At 63.7% G+C, this 18,534-nt stretch carries 12 protein-coding genes; 5 read left to right on the top strand and 7 right to left on the bottom strand.

The features are described 5' to 3' along the window. Positions 1-145: 145 nt before the first annotated feature. Positions 146-1,399: a DNA polymerase IV gene (locus tag CLV78_RS19955; protein WP_106207355.1), complete on the top strand. Its 1,254-nt coding sequence runs from the start codon at positions 146-148 to the stop codon at positions 1,397-1,399. Between the two features lie 117 nt (positions 1,400-1,516). On the opposite strand, the gene CLV78_RS19960 is transcribed toward CLV78_RS19955, so the two are convergent. Then, positions 1,517-3,772: a cyanophycinase gene (locus CLV78_RS19960; protein ID WP_106207356.1), complete on the bottom strand. Its 2,256-nt coding sequence runs from the start codon at positions 3,770-3,772 to the stop codon at positions 1,517-1,519. A 105-nt stretch (positions 3,773-3,877) separates the two neighbouring features. Beyond that, positions 3,878-6,619 (bottom strand): cyanophycin synthetase, encoded by a 2,742-nt coding sequence (cphA, locus tag CLV78_RS19965; RefSeq protein ID WP_106207358.1) that lies wholly within the window; start codon positions 6,617-6,619, stop codon positions 3,878-3,880. Between the two features lie 251 nt (positions 6,620-6,870). Here cphA and CLV78_RS19970 point away from each other — a divergent pair, with 251 nt between their 5' ends. Next, complete coding sequence (locus tag CLV78_RS19970; protein ID WP_106207360.1) at positions 6,871-8,010, top strand: succinylglutamate desuccinylase/aspartoacylase family protein; 1,140 nt, start codon at positions 6,871-6,873, stop codon at positions 8,008-8,010. Between the two features lie 3 nt (positions 8,011-8,013). Here CLV78_RS19970 and CLV78_RS19975 read toward each other — a convergent pair whose 3' ends face one another. The 4 genes from CLV78_RS19975 to CLV78_RS19990 all read right to left on the bottom strand — a co-directional run bounded on the left by CLV78_RS19975 (position 8,014) and on the right by CLV78_RS19990 (position 13,105). Continuing rightward, positions 8,014-8,448, bottom strand: a complete 435-nt coding sequence (locus CLV78_RS19975; protein WP_106207362.1) for a universal stress protein — start codon at positions 8,446-8,448, stop codon at positions 8,014-8,016. Then, positions 8,445-11,063 carry a TRAP transporter permease gene (locus CLV78_RS19980; protein ID WP_106207364.1) on the bottom strand — a complete coding sequence of 873 codons (2,619 nt, stop codon included), beginning with the start codon at positions 11,061-11,063 and terminating at the stop codon, positions 8,445-8,447. The genes CLV78_RS19975 and CLV78_RS19980 overlap by 4 nt, the downstream gene beginning before the upstream one ends. A gap of 89 nt (positions 11,064-11,152) precedes the next feature. Next, a complete protein-coding gene (locus CLV78_RS19985) occupies positions 11,153-12,121 on the bottom strand; it encodes a TAXI family TRAP transporter solute-binding subunit (protein WP_106207366.1) in 969 nt (322 codons plus the stop codon). A 99-nt stretch (positions 12,122-12,220) separates the two neighbouring features. After that, positions 12,221-13,105: a MurR/RpiR family transcriptional regulator gene (locus CLV78_RS19990; RefSeq protein WP_106207368.1), complete on the bottom strand. Its 885-nt coding sequence runs from the start codon at positions 13,103-13,105 to the stop codon at positions 12,221-12,223. 154 nt (positions 13,106-13,259) lie between these two features. Between CLV78_RS19990 and CLV78_RS19995 the strand changes: the two genes are divergently transcribed. The 3 genes from CLV78_RS19995 to CLV78_RS20005 all read left to right on the top strand — a co-directional run bounded on the left by CLV78_RS19995 (position 13,260) and on the right by CLV78_RS20005 (position 17,330). Further along, the gene (locus tag CLV78_RS19995) at positions 13,260-15,650 is read left to right on the top strand and encodes a GcvT family protein (protein WP_106207370.1); all 2,391 of its coding nucleotides are present in this window, start codon (positions 13,260-13,262) and stop codon (positions 15,648-15,650) included. A gap of 124 nt (positions 15,651-15,774) precedes the next feature. Next, positions 15,775-15,978: a hypothetical protein gene (locus tag CLV78_RS20000; RefSeq protein WP_106207372.1), complete on the top strand. Its 204-nt coding sequence runs from the start codon at positions 15,775-15,777 to the stop codon at positions 15,976-15,978. Then, complete coding sequence (locus CLV78_RS20005) at positions 15,975-17,330, top strand: aspartate aminotransferase family protein (protein ID WP_106207373.1); 1,356 nt, start codon at positions 15,975-15,977, stop codon at positions 17,328-17,330. Before CLV78_RS20000 ends, CLV78_RS20005 begins: the two co-directional genes overlap by 4 nt. A 447-nt stretch (positions 17,331-17,777) precedes the next feature. Here CLV78_RS20005 and CLV78_RS20015 read toward each other — a convergent pair whose 3' ends face one another. Beyond that, positions 17,778-18,506, bottom strand: coding sequence for a sulfite exporter TauE/SafE family protein (locus tag CLV78_RS20015; RefSeq protein ID WP_106207377.1), 729 nt, complete (start codon positions 18,504-18,506; stop codon positions 17,778-17,780). Positions 18,507-18,534 lie beyond the last annotated feature (28 nt).

The raw sequence follows: 18,534 nt of genomic DNA on the forward strand, positions 1-18,534 counted from the left end.
GATCCTACGCCTGCGAAAACGTTTGCGCAAAGGTTTTCTATTCCCTTGTCGTTGCTTTGTTGACGCAGGGGGCGCTGGTGCCCCGGCTGTGCCTGCAATCGTTCACGGCCCTTTCGGCGTTGGCGGACACGGGGTAGATTGCCCCATGCCCAGCCTCTGTCGCGATTGCCTGAAGGACTTTGACAACGGTGCGCGTTGCCCACTCTGCGGCTCACCGCGAGTGGTGTCGCATCCGGAGTTGTTCGCGCTGTCGATCGCCCACATGGATTGCGATGCCTTCTACGCCTCGGTCGAAAAACGCGATGATCCGAGCCTTGCCGACAAGCCGGTGATCGTTGGCGGGGGAAAGCGTGGCGTGGTCTCTACCTGTTGCTACGTGGCGCGCACCTACGGCGTGCGATCCGCCATGCCAATGTTCAAGGCGCTGAAGCTCTGCCCCGATGCGGTCGTGATCAAGCCGCGCGGGAAGGCCTATGTGGAGGCATCGCGGGCGATCCGGGCGATGATGGAGGAGATGACGCCGTCGATCGAGCCATTGTCGCTCGACGAGGCTTTTCTGGACCTGACGGGGACCGCCCGCCTTCACCATGCGCCGCCTGCTGTCATGCTGGCACGGCTGCTCCAACGAATGGAGGAGGAACTGGGGCTGTCCGGTTCCGTTGGCCTCAGCCACAACAAGTTCCTCGCAAAGGTCGCATCCGATCTCGACAAGCCGCGCGGCTTCTCGGTGATCGGAAAGGCGGAGACAGAGGACTTCCTGCGCGACAAGCCCGTGCGGATGATCTGGGGTGTGGGGGAGGCCTTCCAGGAGTCTCTCTCCCGCAGCGGCATTCGCACATTCGACGATCTGCGCCGCTGGGACCGCAAGGAACTTCACGCCCGCTTCGGCGCCTCGGGCGAGCGGCTGTGGCACCTGGCCCGCGGGGAGGATCACCGAAGGGTTCACCGAAATGCACCGGTGAAGTCGATCTCCAATGAAACCACCTTCTTCGAGGACACCTCGGACCCTGACATTCTCGATGGGCACCTCTGGCGCCTGTCCGAGAAGGTCACCGACCGCGCGAAGGCCAAGGGGATCGCCGGGCGCGTGGTCGTGCTCAAGCTAAAGCGGGCCGACCATTCGCTGATCAGCCGACGAAAATCGCTGGAGGACGCCACCCAGATCGCCGATCGGCTCTATCGGACGGCGCGGGGGCTTTTTGACCAGGTCGAGGAAACGGCACCCTACCGTCTGATCGGGGTTGGCCTGTCGGACCTCGTGCCCGACAGCGCCGCTGACCTGTCGGGCGACCTGCTGGACCCGCAAGCAGGCAAGAGGGCAAAGGTGGAGCGCGCCAGCGACGCGATACGGGAGAGGTTTGGCTCGGATGCAATTCTCAAGGGGCGGGCACTTCGCTAGCCGCAGCAGCGTCCGACCGTCATGTGCAGTCAGCTTTGCCACGCGCAAGAACGCGGCCCGCCAGGTTTCCTCGAAAGGTCAGTCGTTTACACCAATGGAAAGGCTTTTCCGCCGGCGCTATCGGATCGCGGCGGTCATCCGTGCACGGTGGCAAGAGATGTCCAGCGAACAGGCACCGGCTTCGCGAAGGTGCGCGCGCAGCAGGACATCCCGTCCGAGCCAGGAAATTCCCGCCCCTTCCGGCTCCCGTGTGGCGCCGATCTCTTCTGCGAAGTGATCCACCAGCGCAAGAATAGCGTCATGTGCCGCCTCTCCCGTCGCCGGCCGGCCGCCTGCGCGCAAGGGAACGATATAGATATCGCGGATATCGAGATCATGCTGGGCCGATCGCACCTTGTCCGGCTCCACCCACACCTGGATCGACATTTGCCCGGAGCCGTATTCCATCCGGCCCTTCGCGGCATCGAAGGTCAGGACACTGTCGCGCTGCAATCCCCAGCCGACGCGCCGCCGCTCCGCGCATGCGATCAGCAGCCGGCCAATCCCGACGCCGGCTTCCCCGATACCGGGATGCACGATGCCCGGCACCAACCCGAGGGCCGGCTCCACAACGACGCCCTCGACGCCGGCGTCCGACGACACGCCCCAGCGGATTGCGGCGCTGGCATCCCCGTAGGTGATAGCTTCCTCCCCGAACGCCGCCGCGGCTTCGTCGGCACCGAAGATCGCAGCGCCGGATTGGAGTGCGCCCTGCAGGGCATTTCGATAGGGTCCACTTTCGCCGAGCCGTGTGACCCGGTGAGTGATGTGATCGCGCAGGCGGGTTTCGACCACGATCTGCCGGGCTGTCGACACCTGGAGCAGCGCGGCGGACCCTGTATTGCCCCTGGTGTCTGGACGGTGAGTGACGACCGGCTCTGACACCCTTCGAAAGCTGACCTCGACCGGCTCGGGCTGCAGGGGCGCCATTGCATTGCACCCGGCGATTGCGACGGTGCCGTGACCCGCTTTCGGTGGAAAGACGGGCCGCGCGAGAACGCCGGGAAGGGGTGAGGAACCCTTGCGAAAGCTTGCGTCCGGCGCCTTGGCGGGATCTGCCCCAAACCCGGCCGCGACCGGCGTCGAAGGTAGATCGTTGCGGGGCTCACGCACAGCTTCGACATGCGGTGGCGTCCCCGCTGGCTGCCGCACGTCCTCGACAGCAAGCGACAGCAGGAAATTGTGCATCGACAACCGCTCCTGCGCGTCGCGATACACAAGCGAAACCCTGGGCCGGCGGCGCAATGTCAGGGTCACCCGTCGCCCGTTGCGTGGGTCGCGTACGCTGGCCTCCTCCCGGTCATAGACCCTGGGGTCGCCCAGAGCGAGACGCTGCCACAGCTCGTGCAGGGCATAGGCCCCGAAGACATCGCGCGGCATATCCGCAGGGGTCCGGAAGGCGCCTGGTCGGTTCGGCCGCAGCCGTTTCTTCCCGGCCCCGGGCCTCGCCTTGCCCCGCATCAGGTCGAACCGGTCGCCATCGTCGAGGTAGGACACGCGAATGTTCGAGAGCGCCCCCTCCGCGGGGCCCTGCACGGCGTGTTTCATATCGACGACGACCAGACCGGTCTCCCCGATCACTTCGGCAATACCGTTTCGCACGAGAATGCCGGTGTTCTCGTCGATCCCGAATCCGAACCGTTGTCCCGTCAGCCGGACACCCGCCACGAGCCGCCCGATCCGGGCGCGTTCAATGAAATGCTGATCGATCAGGCCCAAAGGGAAAAAGCCGAGTCCCGGACCGACGGAAATTCCGGGTGTGTCCGGATCATCCACCGGCCCGATGGTCAGCGCATCGAGCGAGGAACCGCCGAGCAGCATCGGGTCCGATTGCATTGCCGCGCCGGCCGAGGAGCCGGCGATCAGCCCCCCCCTCGCATTGAGGGCACGCAGTGCTGCAAGAACCGGCGTCTCCCGTCCGTCCCGGATCAGGCTTTGCGTGATACGCAACTGGTCGCCGCCGGTGAAATAGACACCGCCGCATTGGGCCACGCGTGCCACCAGCCCCGGATCAAAGGCCATCCGATCGCTGTTTTCCAGCGTCAGATCGACATATTCCGCCGACGTGCCACGCTGGCGGAGATCCTCCACCATGCCCATGCCGACTTCCTCGGGAAAGCCTGAAGCGGTCGCAAAGACCAGCACATTGCCGCCGGAATGGTCATGGATCGCCTGAAAAAGCCGGTGGTTGTCGTCTTCGAAACGGCCACCGATGATGAGCAGCGGGCCAGTTGCCCAGCGCTCCACCTTCGCCAATCTCGTTGCCCGACGTGCCATGTCGCTGGCCATGCTCCCTGCGCCTTCGCGGCTGCCGGATTCGCCATCGCCGGTCATGCCTGATCCGGCGGACTCTCACCTGACCGGGCGCGGAATGGCAACACCCCGCGACCCGTTTGGCGCACGCAGCCCTGCCCGCGTGGCAGAGGCGTCGCGCTGCCTTCAGCCAGTGGCGACAAGCCGGACGCCGCGATCATCACTGACCAACTTGTAGCCCTCCGGCACATCGAAGCCCTGCACCTCCGCCATCTGCTCAGGCGGCACGGGCTGCGGTGCTTCTTTTGGCTGGAAATAGATGATCTTTTTCCAGGACCGGGTGATGCCATCACAGAAGATCAGCACGAGGTCATGCGGCCGCGCCATTTCCAGCGCGGTTTGCACCGATTGCTCTTCCTCGGGCACGATCTGGATCTGCGCTTCGGGTACGCCCGCCTCCATCAGCGTGGCTTTCAACATTTCCGGCACCTCGGTGGCCGTGCGCCCGCGTGGATTGTCGTCGCTGTGACAGATATAGTGGTCGAACCGGCCCGCCGCCTTCATGGCGATAGCGTGGATGTCCTCGTCGCGCCGATCTCCGGGACAGGTCAGACAGACGATGCGCTTGCCCATCGGTTGCAGCCGGTCCACGAGATCCACCATCGCGCCCACGGCTGCCTCGTTGTGTCCGTAGTCGAGGATCACCCGGAAACCGTGCTCGTCAAAGACGTTCATCCGGCCGGGACTCTGGTAGAAGGAGCTGTCGAAGGTGCGCAACCCATTGCGGATCTGGTCCAGCGTCAATCCCATCGAATACGCCATGGCAGCGGCGAACATGGCGTTCTGCACGTTGTGCGTGGCCTTGCCCTCCAGCGTCGCGGGAATGAGATGGGTCCAGATCAGCTGGATCTGCTGGCCATGGTCGTAGATGACGATCTGGTCGCCATTGAGCCCATGCTCCAGCACCACCGCGTGCTTTCCCAGATTGATATGCTGGCGCACGAGGGGATGACCGGGATCCATCGTGACATAGCAGATCCGCTCGGCCGGAGTGTGATCTGCCATCTTGAGGGTCTGAATGTCGTCGGCATTGAGAACAGCGACCTCCTTGGCCACCTCCACCACCAACCGTTTGACCTCGGCCAACTCCTCCACCGTTTCCACACCGCCAAGCCCAAGGTGGTCGGACGTGACGTTCAGAACGGCGCCCACATCGCAATGGGAGTAGCCCAGACCGGCGCGCACGATGCCGCCACGCGCGGTCTCCAGCACTGCCATGTCGACGGTAGGGTCCCGCAACACCATGGACGCCGCCGTCGGCCCGGTCATGTCCCCCCTCACGGTCATGTTGCCGTCGATGTAAACCGCGTCGGTTGAGGTGTTCCCGACCATGTGGCCCGCCATCTTCAGGACATGCGCCAGCATCCGCGCCGTCGTCGTCTTTCCGTTGGTGCCGGTCAGGGCGGCCACGGGAATGCGGCTCGGCGCGCCCTCTGGGAAGAGCATGTCCATGATCGCACCGCCCACATCGCGCGGCTCGCCCTCGCTGGGCGATATATGCATCCGCAATCCCGGTCCGGCATTGATCTCGCAGATCGCACCGCCGGTCTCCCGGTAGCTTTGAGTAATATCGGTGGTCAGGAAATCCACGCCCCCGATATCCAGACCAACGGCAAGGATGGCACGTTCCGCCATCAGCCGGTTGTCGGGGTGGATCACATCGGTGACGTCGATCGCGGAACCGCCGGTTGAGAGGTTTGCGGTTCTGCGGAGGTAGACCACTTCCCCGTCGGGCGGGACACTTTCCTGCGTGTATCCCTTGTCCTCCAGCAGCTTGTCCGCCGTATCATCGAGTTCCAGCAGGGTGAGCATGTTCTCATGGCCCCGCCCCCGCCGGGGATCCTCGTTCACCACATCGACAAGTTGCCTGATCGTGCTGGCCCCATCGCCCACGACATGGCCAGGCATCCGCTTGGCCGCTGCCACCAGCTTGCCATCGACCACCAGCAGCCGGTGGTCGTCCCCGGGGATCATGCTTTCGACCACGACGCCGCTGCCCTCCGCCTCGGCGATCGCATAGGCCTCCATGGCCTCTTCCTCGGTCTGCACGTTCACGACCACGCCGCGACCGTGGTTGCCGTCAACTGGCTTGACCACGACCGGAAAGCCGATCCGGTCGGCAAGGTCGGCGGCATCCTCCGGATCGCGGGCGAAGCGCTGGTCGGGCACCGGCAGGCCCAGATCGCCCAACAGCCGCATGCAGAGTTCCTTGTCCGCCGCAATCTCGACCGCGATCTGGGAGGTCTGGCTCGACAGCGCCGCCTCGATCCGTTTCTGATATTTGCCCTGCCCCACCATGATCATGCTGGCGTGGTTCATGCGCACCCAGGGAATGTCTCGCTCCTCGGCGGCCCGGACCAGTGCCAACGCCGATGGCCCCAACGCACGGCGATCAGCGTAGTATCGGAAGTCCTCCAGCATCTCCTCGATGCCGTCTTCGCTGGTCTCGTCATCGGGCGCGATCAGGTCCAGGATCAGGTCGCGTGCAACGTCGCCCGCCTCCAGCCCGATTTCTTCCGATTCATAGCCCAAAAGTACCTCGACCTCGTCGTCATGCGTCGACGGCCGGACGAAAGCAGTGGTGGCCGGGGCGCCGGCGTGGATCTGCAACGCCAGTGCAACCTGCCCCATCAACTCACCGAGCGAGCAATCAGGCGCCGAGCGCGCACGTTCGAGGAATGGCGTTCCGTCTTCCGCAACCGCGTGCTCCAGTGGCGGTACATATTTCAGGAGCGGCGCGATCACCTCGTCTGCATAGTCCGCGACCGGCCTTCCGGCCCGCCGGTGCAGATCGACGGTCAGACGGATCAAAGGCTGTTTGGAGTAGATGTTCGGCCCGACGTAAACGGCAGTATTGACGATCTGCATGCGGTCTCCCCGGTGGCGTCCCGGCCGCGGCATGGGCGGGATGGTCAATTGCATTGGTAGCGCGCCCCCCGGCATACGGGAAAGTTTTTCTGTTCCCGGAGAAGCTATTGCTTCCAAATCAGGGCGGAAAGGCGGGGTTGTGCGTGCGGGAGAGGCTTGACCGCGATGACACCTGTGCCAAGAGAGACCATCGCCCAGGCAGCAACACACCGAGTCGCACCATGCCCCCCATCGACACACCGGACACTCCCATGGCACCGAAGCCGTCACCCGCCGCACGCGAAGAGTTTGCCCTGCCGCAGGTCGCGTCCGGAACCAGCCGCGCGCTGAGCGTCCAGCGCTTTGGCTTGCCCGGCGCACGCCCGAAGGCCTACCTTCAGGCCGGACTGCACGCCGACGAGTTGCCGGGGATGCTGGCGCTAAGGGAGCTTGCGCAGAGCCTGCGCGCGGCCGCAGAACGCGGGGAGATCCTTGGCGAAGTCATCGTTGTCCCCGTCGCGAACCCGATCGGGTTCGCCCAGCATCACTACGCGCACTTGCAGGGACGCTACGAAACCGGCAGCGCGGGCAATTTCAATCGTGGCTATCCCGACCTGGCAGCGGCTGTCGCGGCGCGCATCGATGGCAAGCTCGGACCGGATGCGGACGCCAACGTGGCGACGATCCGGACGGCGATGTCGGACAGTCTCGACGAAATGGCACCGGAGAGTGAACTGGAGGTCCTGCGTCATCGGCTGCTTGCCCTTGCGCATGACGCCGACATCATGCTCGACCTGCACGCCGACAATCAGGCGCAGGTCCACCTGTATACCGGAACGCCACTGTGGCCCGACGCGCGCGATCTGGCGGCTGAGATCGACGCCCGGGCCGTCTTGCTGGCAGAAATCTCGGGCGGGAACCCGTTTGACGAGGCCTGTAGCGGCCCGTGGTGGTCGCTGGCTGCGGCCAATCCTAACCACCCCATTCCGCCAGCCTGCCTTGCCGCGACAGTGGAGCTGCGCTCCAACAACGATGTCGACGAAACACTCGCCCGGGACGACGCGGCGGCGCTCTACCGGTTTCTGGTTCGCCGTGGCGTCGTGGCGGGAGACGCCGGCGCGTTGCCACGGCTGCATTGTGAGGCGACCGATCTGACCGCGATGCAGCAGGTGAAAGCCCCCGTGGCCGGGCTAGTCGTCTACAAGGCCCAGCTTGGCGACGTCGTTCGCGCCGATCAGGTGGTGGCCGAAATCGTCGACCCGCTGGGCGATGTTACCGAGGTCCGGGCCCGCACCGAAGGTTGCCTGTTTTCCCGCCACGACCAACCCGTCGCCTGGCCGGGCAAGATCATCGGCAAGATCGCCGGCACCGCCCCGTTGCCGGATCGCAAGGGCAAGCTGCTGTCCGATTGAGCCCTAGACGGAGTTGCGCACGATGTAGACCGAACAAGTGGCATAGCGCGCAACCCGTGCCGCGTTCGGGCCGATCACGAAATCGGTAATCCCGGGTTTGTGCGCCCCGATCACGATAAGGGAGACATCAAGTTCCTTCGCTGTTTCGAGGACACCGTCATAGACATTCCCGACCCGCACGATGTGCCGGGTCTCCCGGTCGTGTCCGACGGTTTCGGCAATGAACGTGTGCAGAGCGGTGCGCGCTTCCTGAACCATCTTGTGGGTATGGTCTTCCGGAAAGAAGCTGCCCACGAAGCTCGAATGGTAGTCCGGCAGGACCGTCACGACGGCGAGCGTCGCCTTGTCGAGATCGGCGAGTTGCCGGGCGCGTTTAAGAACCCGGGCCTGATCCTCCGGATGGGTGAGATCGATCGATGCGAGAACCGTGCTGGTCATGCCGTGGCCTCCTCTGCGTCCAGTCTGTCCTTTCTGCGGCGTTGCAGGAAAGCGACCCCGCCCAGCAACAGCAGCGCCGGGATATAGAAGATTTCCTGAGGCGGTCGGTCGGCCGGCACCTCGATCTCCACGACCTCCCAGTCGAAATCGATCTTGAGCTGTTCGGCAGGGCCGCCAAATCCGAGGTTGTCGACAAAGGTCTTGCCGTCCTCCTCGCGGAACTCGATGCCGGCGCTGTCCATCAGGCGGGTTGCGCCATCCGGTCCGGTCGGCCCCAGCGGCAGAAGGTAGCGCGCGTCGATGGGATCGCCCTCAAGGCTTTCGCCGACCATCCGCACCCGCAAAGTGGCCCCGTCCGGGCTCGCCTCGGCGAGTTGGTACATCTCTGTTGCGGGACGGGTTTCGAACTCCGCAACCATCTGGTTGAGGAAGAAATCCGGCCTGAACAGGGTGAAGGCGCAGAAGATCAGAAGGACGCTCTCGTAGACGCGTGACCGAGTGATGAAATACCCCATCGTCCCGGCGGCGAAGAGCAGCATCGCAATCAGCGCCACGATGAAAACGAAGATGGCCTGAACCGGGCCAACATCAATCAGCAACAGGTCGGTGTTGAAGATGAACAGGAATGGCAGGAGCGCGGTCCGGATCGAGTAGAAGAAGGCCTGGAAGCCGGTTTTCAGCGGGTCGCCCTTCGAGATCGCCGCCGCCGCAAAGGACGCAAGTCCCACGGGTGGCGTCACATCCGCCATGATCCCGAAGTAGAAACAGAACATGTGAACCGCCACGAGCGGCACGATCAGTCCCGATTGCGCGCCAAGCTCGACCACCACACCCGCCATCAGAGAAGAGACGACGATGTAGTTCGCCGTGGTGGGCAAGCCCATCCCGAGAATGATAGAGATGACCGCCACGAAGAACAGCATCAACAGAAGGTTGCCGCCAGACAGGAACTCAACGAACTCCGCCATCACCTGACCGATGCCAGTCAACGTGACCGAACCGACGATAATGCCAGCGACACCCATCGCGGCGGCAAGGCCGATCATGTTGCGCGCGCCGGCAATCATGCCCTCCGCGGCCTCCGAAAGACCATGCAGGAAGGCATCGCCGATGGAGCCGTTCCGACGGAAGAACGCCTTGAGCGGATCCTGTGTAAGCAGGATCATCAGCATGAAGCAGGACGACCAGAAGGCCGACAGCCCCGGCGATTTCCGCTCGATCATCAACAGGTACATCAGCAGCAGGATCGGCAGGATGTAATGCAGACCCGTCTTCAGGATGACCCTTGCAGGCGGTAGGTTCTGCATCGACTCGAGGCTGGTGTCGAGGTCCTCCCGCTGCGCCGCGAAGCGCACCGAGGCGACATATGCAGCCAACAGCAAGGCGACCAGAACCGGAGTGGACATCGGGCCGATCACGTTGTCGGCCAGCGCCACGATCTGCCCGGCCAGGAACAGGGTTCCGCCGGCGATGACGATGGAGACGCAGATGGTGAAGATGGCACCGAGGATGAACTTCACATTGCCCGTCGTCGACGTGCCTTTCATGCCCATCTTCAGCGCTTCGAGGTGCACGATATAGACCAGCGCAACATAGGAGATCGCCGCGGGCACAATCGCCGTCTTGACGACCTCGACATAGGAAATGCCGACATACTCGGTCATCAGGAAGGCCACGGCCCCCATGACCGGCGGCGTCAACACGCCATTGATCGAGGACGACACCTCGACCGCGCCGGCCTTGTTGGGTCCAAAGCCGACCTTCTTCATGAGCGGAATGGTGAAAGTGCCGGTGGTGACGACGTTGGCGATGGAGGAGCCGGAGATCAGCCCCGTTGCGGCGGAGGCGATGACCGCGGCTTTTGCCGGGCCGCCACGAAGGTGTCCCAATGCAGAGAACGCGAGTTGCAGGAAGTAGTTGCCCGCACCCGCCTGGTTCAGCAGGGCGCCGAACAGCACAAAGAGGAAAACGAACCCGGAGGAGACACCGAGCGCCACGCCGAAGACACCTTCGGTGGTCAGCATCAGGTGGCTCATGGCCTTCTGGAAGGAGGCGCCTTTCCAACGCACGACATCGGGCAGCCATTCCGAAGAGCCGAAAAAGACATAGGCAAGGAAGAACAGCGCCACCCCCATGAGCGGGAAGCCGAGCGACCGACGGGCCGCTTCAAGGAGCAGCACCATGCCGATCCCCGCCATGACGAGGTCGACCGTGTTCGGGACCCCCGTCCGGGCGGAAATCCCGGAGTAGTCCCAGGCAAGGTAGGAGGCAGTTGCGGCGCCGAGCAATGCAATGCCCCATGTCAGCAAGGGAATGCGATTGCGTGGGCTGGAACGGAACGCCGGGAAGGCGACAAAGGCAAGGAAGACAGCAAAGCCGAGGTGGATTGCGCGGGTCTGGGTGTCGTTCCAGACACCGAACCCGAGAATGAACGGCAGCGGCGAAGCGATCCAGAGTTGGTACAGCGCCCAGATCAGCGGTGTGTACCACAGAACTTTCCGCGAGAAGGTATCGTCGGGAATGCGTGCCCCGGTGTCTGCTTCCGCGAGAATGTCGTCGAGGTTGGAATCTTCGACCTGTGCCGTCCCGGCACCATTCGGCTGGTCTGCGCTCATGCTTGGCCCCCCTTCATCGGCTTGAAGTCTGCAGGTTGGAAACCGCACCCACCGGGGGCGGATGCGGTCCTGTCAGGATAGGGGACGGATTACATCCAGCCGCGTTCCTTGTAATACTTCACCGCGCCCGGGTGCAGGTCAGCCGTCAGGCCGTCCTTGATCATTTCCTCTTCCTTGAGGTTGGCAAAGGCCGGGTGCAGCTTCTTGAAGGCATCGAAGTTCTCGAACACGGCCGAAACGACGGCATAGACGATTTCATCGGAAGCCTGCGCCGAGGTCACGATGGTGGCCTTCGGGCCCCAGGAGGCGATGTCGTCGTCGTTGCCCGGGTACATGCCGCCCGGGATCGTGGCCGCCGCGTATGCAGTGTTCTCGGCCAGCAGCTTGTCGATACCTTCGCCGGCCAGCGGAACGATGTCCACGTCGCAGGTCGAGGTGGCTTCCTGCGAGGAGCCATTGGGCAGACCAGCGGCCCAGATGGTGACGTCGATCTTGCCATCACAGAGCGCTGCGGCCTGTTCGGAGGACTTCAGCTCCGCGGCGAGCGCGAAGTCACCGGCCGACAGACCTTCGTACTTCATCAGCGTCTCGGCCAGAACGCGGGTTCCGGACCCCGGGTTGCCGATGTTGACTTTCTTGCCTTTCATGTCCGCGGTGCTGGCGACGCCAGCATCGGCACGGGCCATGACGTGCAGCGGCTCCGGGTGAACCGAGAACAGCGAACGGAGGTCGGCGTAGGGGCCATCCTCTTCGAACTGGTCGGTGCCTTCGATCGACTTGACCTGAACGTCCGATTGGATAACGCCGAAGTCCAGCTCGCCCTGACGAATGGTGCGGGCGTTGTAGACGGAGCCGCCGGTCGACTCGACCGAGCAGCGGATGCCGTGCTCCTTGCGACCTTTGTTCACCAGACGACAGATGGCGCCGCCAGTCGGGTAGTAGACGCCGGTCACACCACCGGTGCCGATGGTAATGAAGGTCTGATCCTGAGCCATGGCGCCACCGGCGCTGAGGCTGGCGGCGAGCAAGGCGCCGGCGAAGATCGAGGATTTACGCATTGGAGATTCTCCCATCTGTTGGAACATCCAGTTTTTTTTGGCCGTTTGGTTCGGCTGAGGCAAACTAGTCTGGACTCAAGATAACACACAAGAAAATCGTTAGTTTTTTTTCGGCTTCCAATAAGCGGCATGCGCCTTTCGCACCGCCTCGTAGGACTTGATTCGCTCTGCGGTCTCCTCTCCGCCACGGTGGAGCAGCACCGAAAGCACTCCTTCGAGCACTGCGGCGATCCCCGAGTAGCAGGCAAAATGGTGGGTGCTGATCGCCGAAACCGGCATCGATATCTCGGGGCGAAGGTCCGGGAAAGAGATTTCCGAATCGGAGACAAGGATCAGCGCCACGCCTCGAGACTGCGCAAATCGGCAGGTATCGACGGTCTCTCGGGAATACGGGGTCGTCATGATGGCGACCAGGACGTCCCCCTCGCCGGCTTCGTTCAATTCGTCCACCGCACTGCCGACATGGCGCGGAATGAGGTCCAGAGAAGGCAATGCCATCCTGCCGACATAGTGGAAATAGTAGGCCATCGCGTAGCTTGCCCGGGTTCCGGTCACGAACGCCTTGCGCGCAGAGAACAGGACCTCTGCCACCCGGTCGAGCGTGTCCGGCGATTGCCGTTCGAGGGACCGTTGAACGATCGCCAGAGAGTTCAGCGCGGCCTCGGCCTGGATCCTGCCGGTGTCTCCCGTGTCGGGAAGTTCTGCCAGCCACCCCGGCAAGTCGACAAACTCCGCGCTGGACACCAGCGCATGACGAAACGGGTCGCGCAGGGCGTCATAGCTCTCGAAACCCAGTTGCCGGGCCGTACGGACAAGCGTGTAGGTGCTGACACCGGCCTTCTGTGCGGTCTGCCGGACAGTATCGAGCCCAAACTCAGCCGGGTTGTCCAGAATGTACTTCGCAACCGTCCGCATTCTTGGCGTGAACCCTTCCAACCCCTCCTTGAGTCTTGAAATCGTTTTGGTTTTCAACGTCGGGTCCATGGCGACCACTCCCGGGACTGCTCAGACAAATGCAAAACATCTGTTTTATCGAGGAGGCATTGACCACATTTGTGTTTCACCGTTCTACTCGTGTCAATTCTCTTCCCTGCCGGGCCAACTTGCAGCCACCGGCACGACACCGAAGGACCCTCCGATGCCCAGCCCGCTCCCCGCATTTGCACCCGTTGTCGTGATCGGCGGCGGCATCATGGGATGCTCCACGCTCTATCACCTGGCACAGATGGGTGTGACGGACGCCATCCTGCTGGAGCGGAACAAGCTGACCTCGGGTACCACGTGGCATTCCGCGGCACAGGTGCGGGCGTTGCGACACTCGCGCAACCTCACACGGATGATCCAGTATTCGGTCGACCTCTATGCCAGGCTCGAAGAAGAGACAGGCCAGAGCGTCGGTTGGATCCAGCGCGGCTCCCTCTCGATAGCCGCCAACGAGGACCGCCTCACGCATGTCCGACGGCAGGAGGCGCTCGCCCATGCATACGGAATCGATGCCTGGTCGATCACGGCCGGTGAAGCGAAGGAACGCTGGCCGATGATGAATGCGGACGACGTGCTGGGCGCTGTCTGGTCACCCGACGATGGACGCGTGTCCCCGTCCGACGTCTGCGCGGCGTTGGTAAAAGGGGCGCGGCAAAGGGGCGCGACCATCTTCGAGGACACCGGTGTGACCGGCATCCTGACAGAGAATGGTCGTGTGAGAGGCGTCGAGACCGATCGGGGCGTGGTAATGTGTGACGCGATCGCGGTCTGCACGGGCCTCTGGTCACGTGAGATCGGTCAGATGGCCGGAACGGATATCCCCGCCCAAGCCTGCGAGCACTTCTATCTGCTGACACGGCCGGTCGATGGGGTAACGCAGCACCTGCCGACCCTTTCGGACCACGACAGTCACCTCTACTGCCGCGACGAGAGCGGCGGTTTCCTCGTCGGCTGCTTCGAACCCATGGGCAAGGCCGTGCCGCCGGGCGTGCTGGACGAAACGTTCGAGTTTGCGCTGCTGCCGGAGGACTGGGATCACTTCGAGCCTATGATGATGAACGCGCTGCACCGGATCCCGGCGCTGGAAACGGCCGAGGTCCGGATGCTGCTGAACGGGCCGGAGAGCTTCACGCCGGACGGGATGTTCATGCTCGGCGAAACAGCGGAAACCCGCGGGCTGTTCCTTGGATGTGGACTGAACTCGGTCGGCATCGCCGCCGGTGGCGGCGCGGGCATGAACCTCGCCCATTGCATCATTCACGGCCACACCGCCTATGACCTCTCCGAAGCGGACGCCAAACGGTTCGCCCCGGTCTACAACACGCTCGACCATCTCATGGCGCGCGCGCCAGAGATCCTTGGCACCCATTACGAGATTGCCTACCCCGGCCGCCAGCTGGCAACGGCGCGGAACCTGCGCGCATTGCCGCTCGACGCCGAGCACCGCAAGGCCGGCGCGCATTTCGGGCAGGTCTACGGCTGGGAACGCCCGCTCTATTTCAACAAGTCGGCTGAACCGAAGATGACCTTCGGCAATCCGGACTGGTTCGAGAACGTTCGGGCCGAGGTCATGGCCGCCCATGAGAAGGCCGCGATCTTCGACGCGTCGCCCTTTGGCAAGATCGAGGTGACGGGACCCGACGCTGCCACTTTCCTTGAGCATGTCTGTGCATCCAGAATGGACAAGCAGCCCGGCACCGCGATCTACACCGCGATCCTCAATGAGCGGGGCACCTATGAGAGCGACATCACGGCCCACAGGATTGCAGAAGACCACTATCGACTTTTTGTCGGTACCGACGCCATTCGCCGCGACTTCGCATGGTTCAAGCGCCATTCAGCGGGGTACGCAGTCACGCTCACAGACAGCACCGAGGCCTATGCCGTGCTCGGGCTGATGGGCCCGGACAGCGCGCGCATTGCCGTGGAGGTTGGGGCGACTTCCTTAATTGACCTGGGGTATTTCAAGCTCGGCGAAGCCAGTGTTGCCGGCCGTCATGTCCGCGCGGTGCGCATGTCTTATGTCGGCGAGGCAGGGTGGGAGATGACCTGCAAGGCCGAAGAAGCCGCGACGATCTACGCCGCGCTGACAATCGCCGGCGCGGTGCCTGCCGGCATGTACGCCCAGACATCGATGCGGATCGAGAAGGGTTTTGCCGCCATGGGGCACGAGCTTGACGGCGACCTGACGCCAGTCGAGGCCGGACTGGCGATGATGTGCTCGAAGAAGAAGCGCTTTATCGGCTCCGATGCCGTCAATGCACGGCGCGAGGCGGGCAAGCAGACCCTGGCGACGCTGATCATCGAGGACGAGAGGGCAGTGCCTTTGGGCCACGAACCGATCTATCTCGGCGACAGGATCGTGGGCCACACCACGTCTGCCGCCTTCGGCCACCGGATCGGCAAACCGGTCGCGCTGGCCCATGTCCACCTCGACGAGATCGATGGCGCGGAGGTCACCATCGACATCGCCAGGGAGACTTTTTCAGGCAGCCTTCAACTCGCACCGGCCTTCGATCCGACCGGCAGCCGCATGAAGGCGTGAGTCCGGTGTTCCCCCAAGGGCGCAGGTGGCACACCGTTCCGGGCTGGCCGCATGGGGTTTTCCGTAACGCCCTGAGACAGCAAGTGGCCTTGACCTGCTGCGTCCGGCGCTGGAAGGTCAGGCCATGGTCCTGATCCCCTGCGGCGGAGACCGAGACAAACGCCTGGGGCCGCGCGATACCGTCGGGTGCGGCAGCAAAACCCGCACCGGATTCGAGACCGCCTTTGATACATCGGATGGTTTTCTGGCCGCCGAGAGAAGCGCCGCGCAGGCACAGCATATCGGGCCAGAGCGCCCGTCCCGGATAAGAAAAGAGGGCCTGAAATGAGCCACGTGTTCCCACGCCACACCAAGGTGCAGCCCCCCGTCGCCGTTGCAGGCGAAGGATGCTACCTGATCGATTCCACCGGCAAGCGGTATTTCGACGGTTCTGGGGGCGCGGCGGTGTCCTGCCTCGGCCACGGCGATCCGGAGATCATCGCGGCCGTTCAGGAGCAAGCCGGAAAGCTGGCCTTCGCCCACACCGGCTTTTTCACATCCGAGCCGGCAGAAGCGCTCGCCGACAAACTTGCGGCTCTGGCGCCCGGCAATCTTGACCGGGTCTACCTTGTTTCCGGCGGTTCCGAAGCCACCGAGGCCGCGATCAAGCTTGCCCGCCAGTATCACGTCGAACGTGGCGAGACGCAGCGGCGCCACGTCATTGCACGCAAGCAAAGCTACCATGGCAACACGCTTGGCGCCCTGGCCGCGGGCGGAAACGCCTGGCGCCGGGAACAGTTTGCACCGCTACTGGTCGACTTCAGCCACATCTCGCCCTGCTATGAGTACGTCCTGCGCCGCGACGACGAGAGCGCTTGTGACTATGGACAGAGGGCCGCCCAGGAACTCGAAGACGAGATCCTCCGGCTCGGAGAGGACAGCGTGATTGCCTTCATGGCGGAGCCCGTTGTCGGCGCGACATCAGGTGCGGTTCCGGCGGTGGAGGGCTATTTCGAACGCATCCGCGAGATCTGCGATCGCTACGGCGTCCTTCTCATTCTCGACGAGGTCATGTGTGGCATGGGACGAACCGGCCATCTCTTCGCATGCAACCATGATGGGGTGGTGCCGGATATCCTGTGTATCGCCAAGGGGCTCGGCGCCGGCTACCAGCCGATCGGTGCGATGCTCTGCACGGCCGAGATCTATTCCACGATCGAGAACGGTTCGGGGTTCTTCCAGCATGGGCATACCTACCTGGGCCACCCGGTGGCCGCCGCCGCCGGTCTCGCCGTGCTGACCGCCATCGAGGAAAGAAACCTCGTAGGTCGCGTCCGGGCAAAGGGAGACGCCCTCGACGCCGCGCTTCGGGAGGCCTTCGGCCAGCACCCGAATGTCGGCGACATCCGCGGGCGCGGGTTGTTCCGCGGGATCGAACTGGTCTCGGATCGGGAAACCAAGACTCCGTTCGACCCATCGCATCGCCTCGCCGCAACGATAAAGAAAGCGGCCTTCGCGGAAGGCCTCGTCTGCTATCCGATGTCAGGCACCCGCGATGGCCGCGTTGGCGATCACATCCTGCTTGCACCGCCATTCATCATCGAGGACGCCCAGATCGACGAGGTTGTGGGGAAACTCACGCGGGCAATCGCGCAATCCCTGCCAAAGGGCTCAACCGGCCGCCGTCAGCGCCCAGGCTGACCACAGGATCACACCCGCCGACTGGCTTCCACTGTCGGGGCCGAAAATCCACGACGCGCCGGGGCGAACAGAAGCCGACAGCCGCTGGCCTCACGCACAGGTTCATTGCGCGCTCCCGGACGGCGGCGAACGAGCCGTTCTGACCCGCCCTTCGTCACCCTCCACCTCGGCTCTGACCATGGGTTATTTCCGAGCGGTCTTTCGAACAGCGCCGACATCGGACGTTCGCTTCACCAGCCCCCGGACAATCAACACCAACAGAAGTCCTCCGGCGCCGACGAGCGCCAGGTGCAAGGGAGACGACAGGATATGACGCGCCTCCGTTGCGAGGGACATACCGCCGTGGTCGCCACTATGCGCGATCGCCGCAGATGGGAGCACGAATGCCGAAAATGCGATTGGCCTGATCATGGGATTTCCTCCGTTGGTGAGTTTTGGTGAACGCGGCTAGCCGCCAATCAGAACGGCAATAGACACCGTCGCCAGACTGCTGAGCGTGACCAACCGGTACAGGCTTTCCCTTTGGGGATCGAACAACACGCCACCAATCCAGGTGCCGGCCATGAAAGCAGGCGCCAGGGTGGCCGCACGTAAAAGGATGTCGGGTCCGATCATTCCCTGCATTGCAAGGTTCAAGAGGGCAAATGACGTGGTCGCGAGAAACAGGCCGGTCAGGGAGGCACGCGCGGCACCCGCATCGAGATTTGTGGACAGGACGAAGGCGACGGCTGGCGGTCCCCCCATGCCCGTCCACCCGACCAGAAGACCCACGATGGCCCCCGCCGCTGCCGAGGTCGCCCGGGTGATCGGGCCGCGATACCGCCAGCCTGCTGCCAGGACGACGGCAAACAGCATCACCAGAACCGCAATCATGCGTCGGCTCAGGTCCGGGTCGAGCCAGGCCAGAAGCCCGACGCCAAGCGGAATGGTGGCAAGGGCCAGGATCCCCATGGGAAGGATCAGACTGCAGCAGATATGCCGCCGGATCCGCGGCAGCAACAGGAGCCCGGCGACAAGATCCATGAACAGGCCAATCGGGACCGCCGCCCGCACATCGTCGAAGAGAGCGAAGGCCGGCACGATCATCATGACCGCGCCGAAGCCGGTGAACCCCCGCAACAGGCCGGCGATGAAAACCACGCCGAGCGACAGCGCCAGCTGAAAGTGCATTTCCATCGCTGCCGGTCCCTTCGGCGTTCAGACG

The sequence above is a fragment of the Aliiruegeria haliotis genome (assembly GCF_003003255.1).
GTDB lineage: Bacteria > Pseudomonadota > Alphaproteobacteria > Rhodobacterales > Rhodobacteraceae > Tropicimonas > Tropicimonas haliotis.

Excerpts from the sequence above, each read along its gene's own strand:
- CLV78_RS19955 (WP_106207355.1), top strand. The coding sequence starts at position 146 with ATGCCCAGCCTCTGTCGCGATTGCCTGAAGGACTTTGACAACGGTGCG.
- CLV78_RS19960 (WP_106207356.1), bottom strand. The coding sequence starts at position 3,772 with ATGACCGGCGATGGCGAATCCGGCAGCCGCGAAGGCGCAGGGAGCATG.
- cphA (WP_106207358.1), bottom strand. The coding sequence starts at position 6,619 with ATGCAGATCGTCAATACTGCCGTTTACGTCGGGCCGAACATCTACTCC.
- CLV78_RS19970 (WP_106207360.1), top strand. The coding sequence starts at position 6,871 with ATGGCACCGAAGCCGTCACCCGCCGCACGCGAAGAGTTTGCCCTGCCG.
- CLV78_RS19975 (WP_106207362.1), bottom strand. The coding sequence starts at position 8,448 with ATGACCAGCACGGTTCTCGCATCGATCGATCTCACCCATCCGGAGGAT.
- CLV78_RS19980 (WP_106207364.1), bottom strand. The coding sequence starts at position 11,063 with ATGAGCGCAGACCAGCCGAATGGTGCCGGGACGGCACAGGTCGAAGAT.
- CLV78_RS19985 (WP_106207366.1), bottom strand. The coding sequence starts at position 12,121 with ATGCGTAAATCCTCGATCTTCGCCGGCGCCTTGCTCGCCGCCAGCCTC.
- CLV78_RS19990 (WP_106207368.1), bottom strand. The coding sequence starts at position 13,105 with ATGGACCCGACGTTGAAAACCAAAACGATTTCAAGACTCAAGGAGGGG.
- CLV78_RS19995 (WP_106207370.1), top strand. The coding sequence starts at position 13,260 with ATGCCCAGCCCGCTCCCCGCATTTGCACCCGTTGTCGTGATCGGCGGC.
- CLV78_RS20000 (WP_106207372.1), top strand. The coding sequence starts at position 15,775 with ATGGTCCTGATCCCCTGCGGCGGAGACCGAGACAAACGCCTGGGGCCG.
- CLV78_RS20005 (WP_106207373.1), top strand. The coding sequence starts at position 15,975 with ATGAGCCACGTGTTCCCACGCCACACCAAGGTGCAGCCCCCCGTCGCC.
- CLV78_RS20015 (WP_106207377.1), bottom strand. The coding sequence starts at position 18,506 with ATGGAAATGCACTTTCAGCTGGCGCTGTCGCTCGGCGTGGTTTTCATC.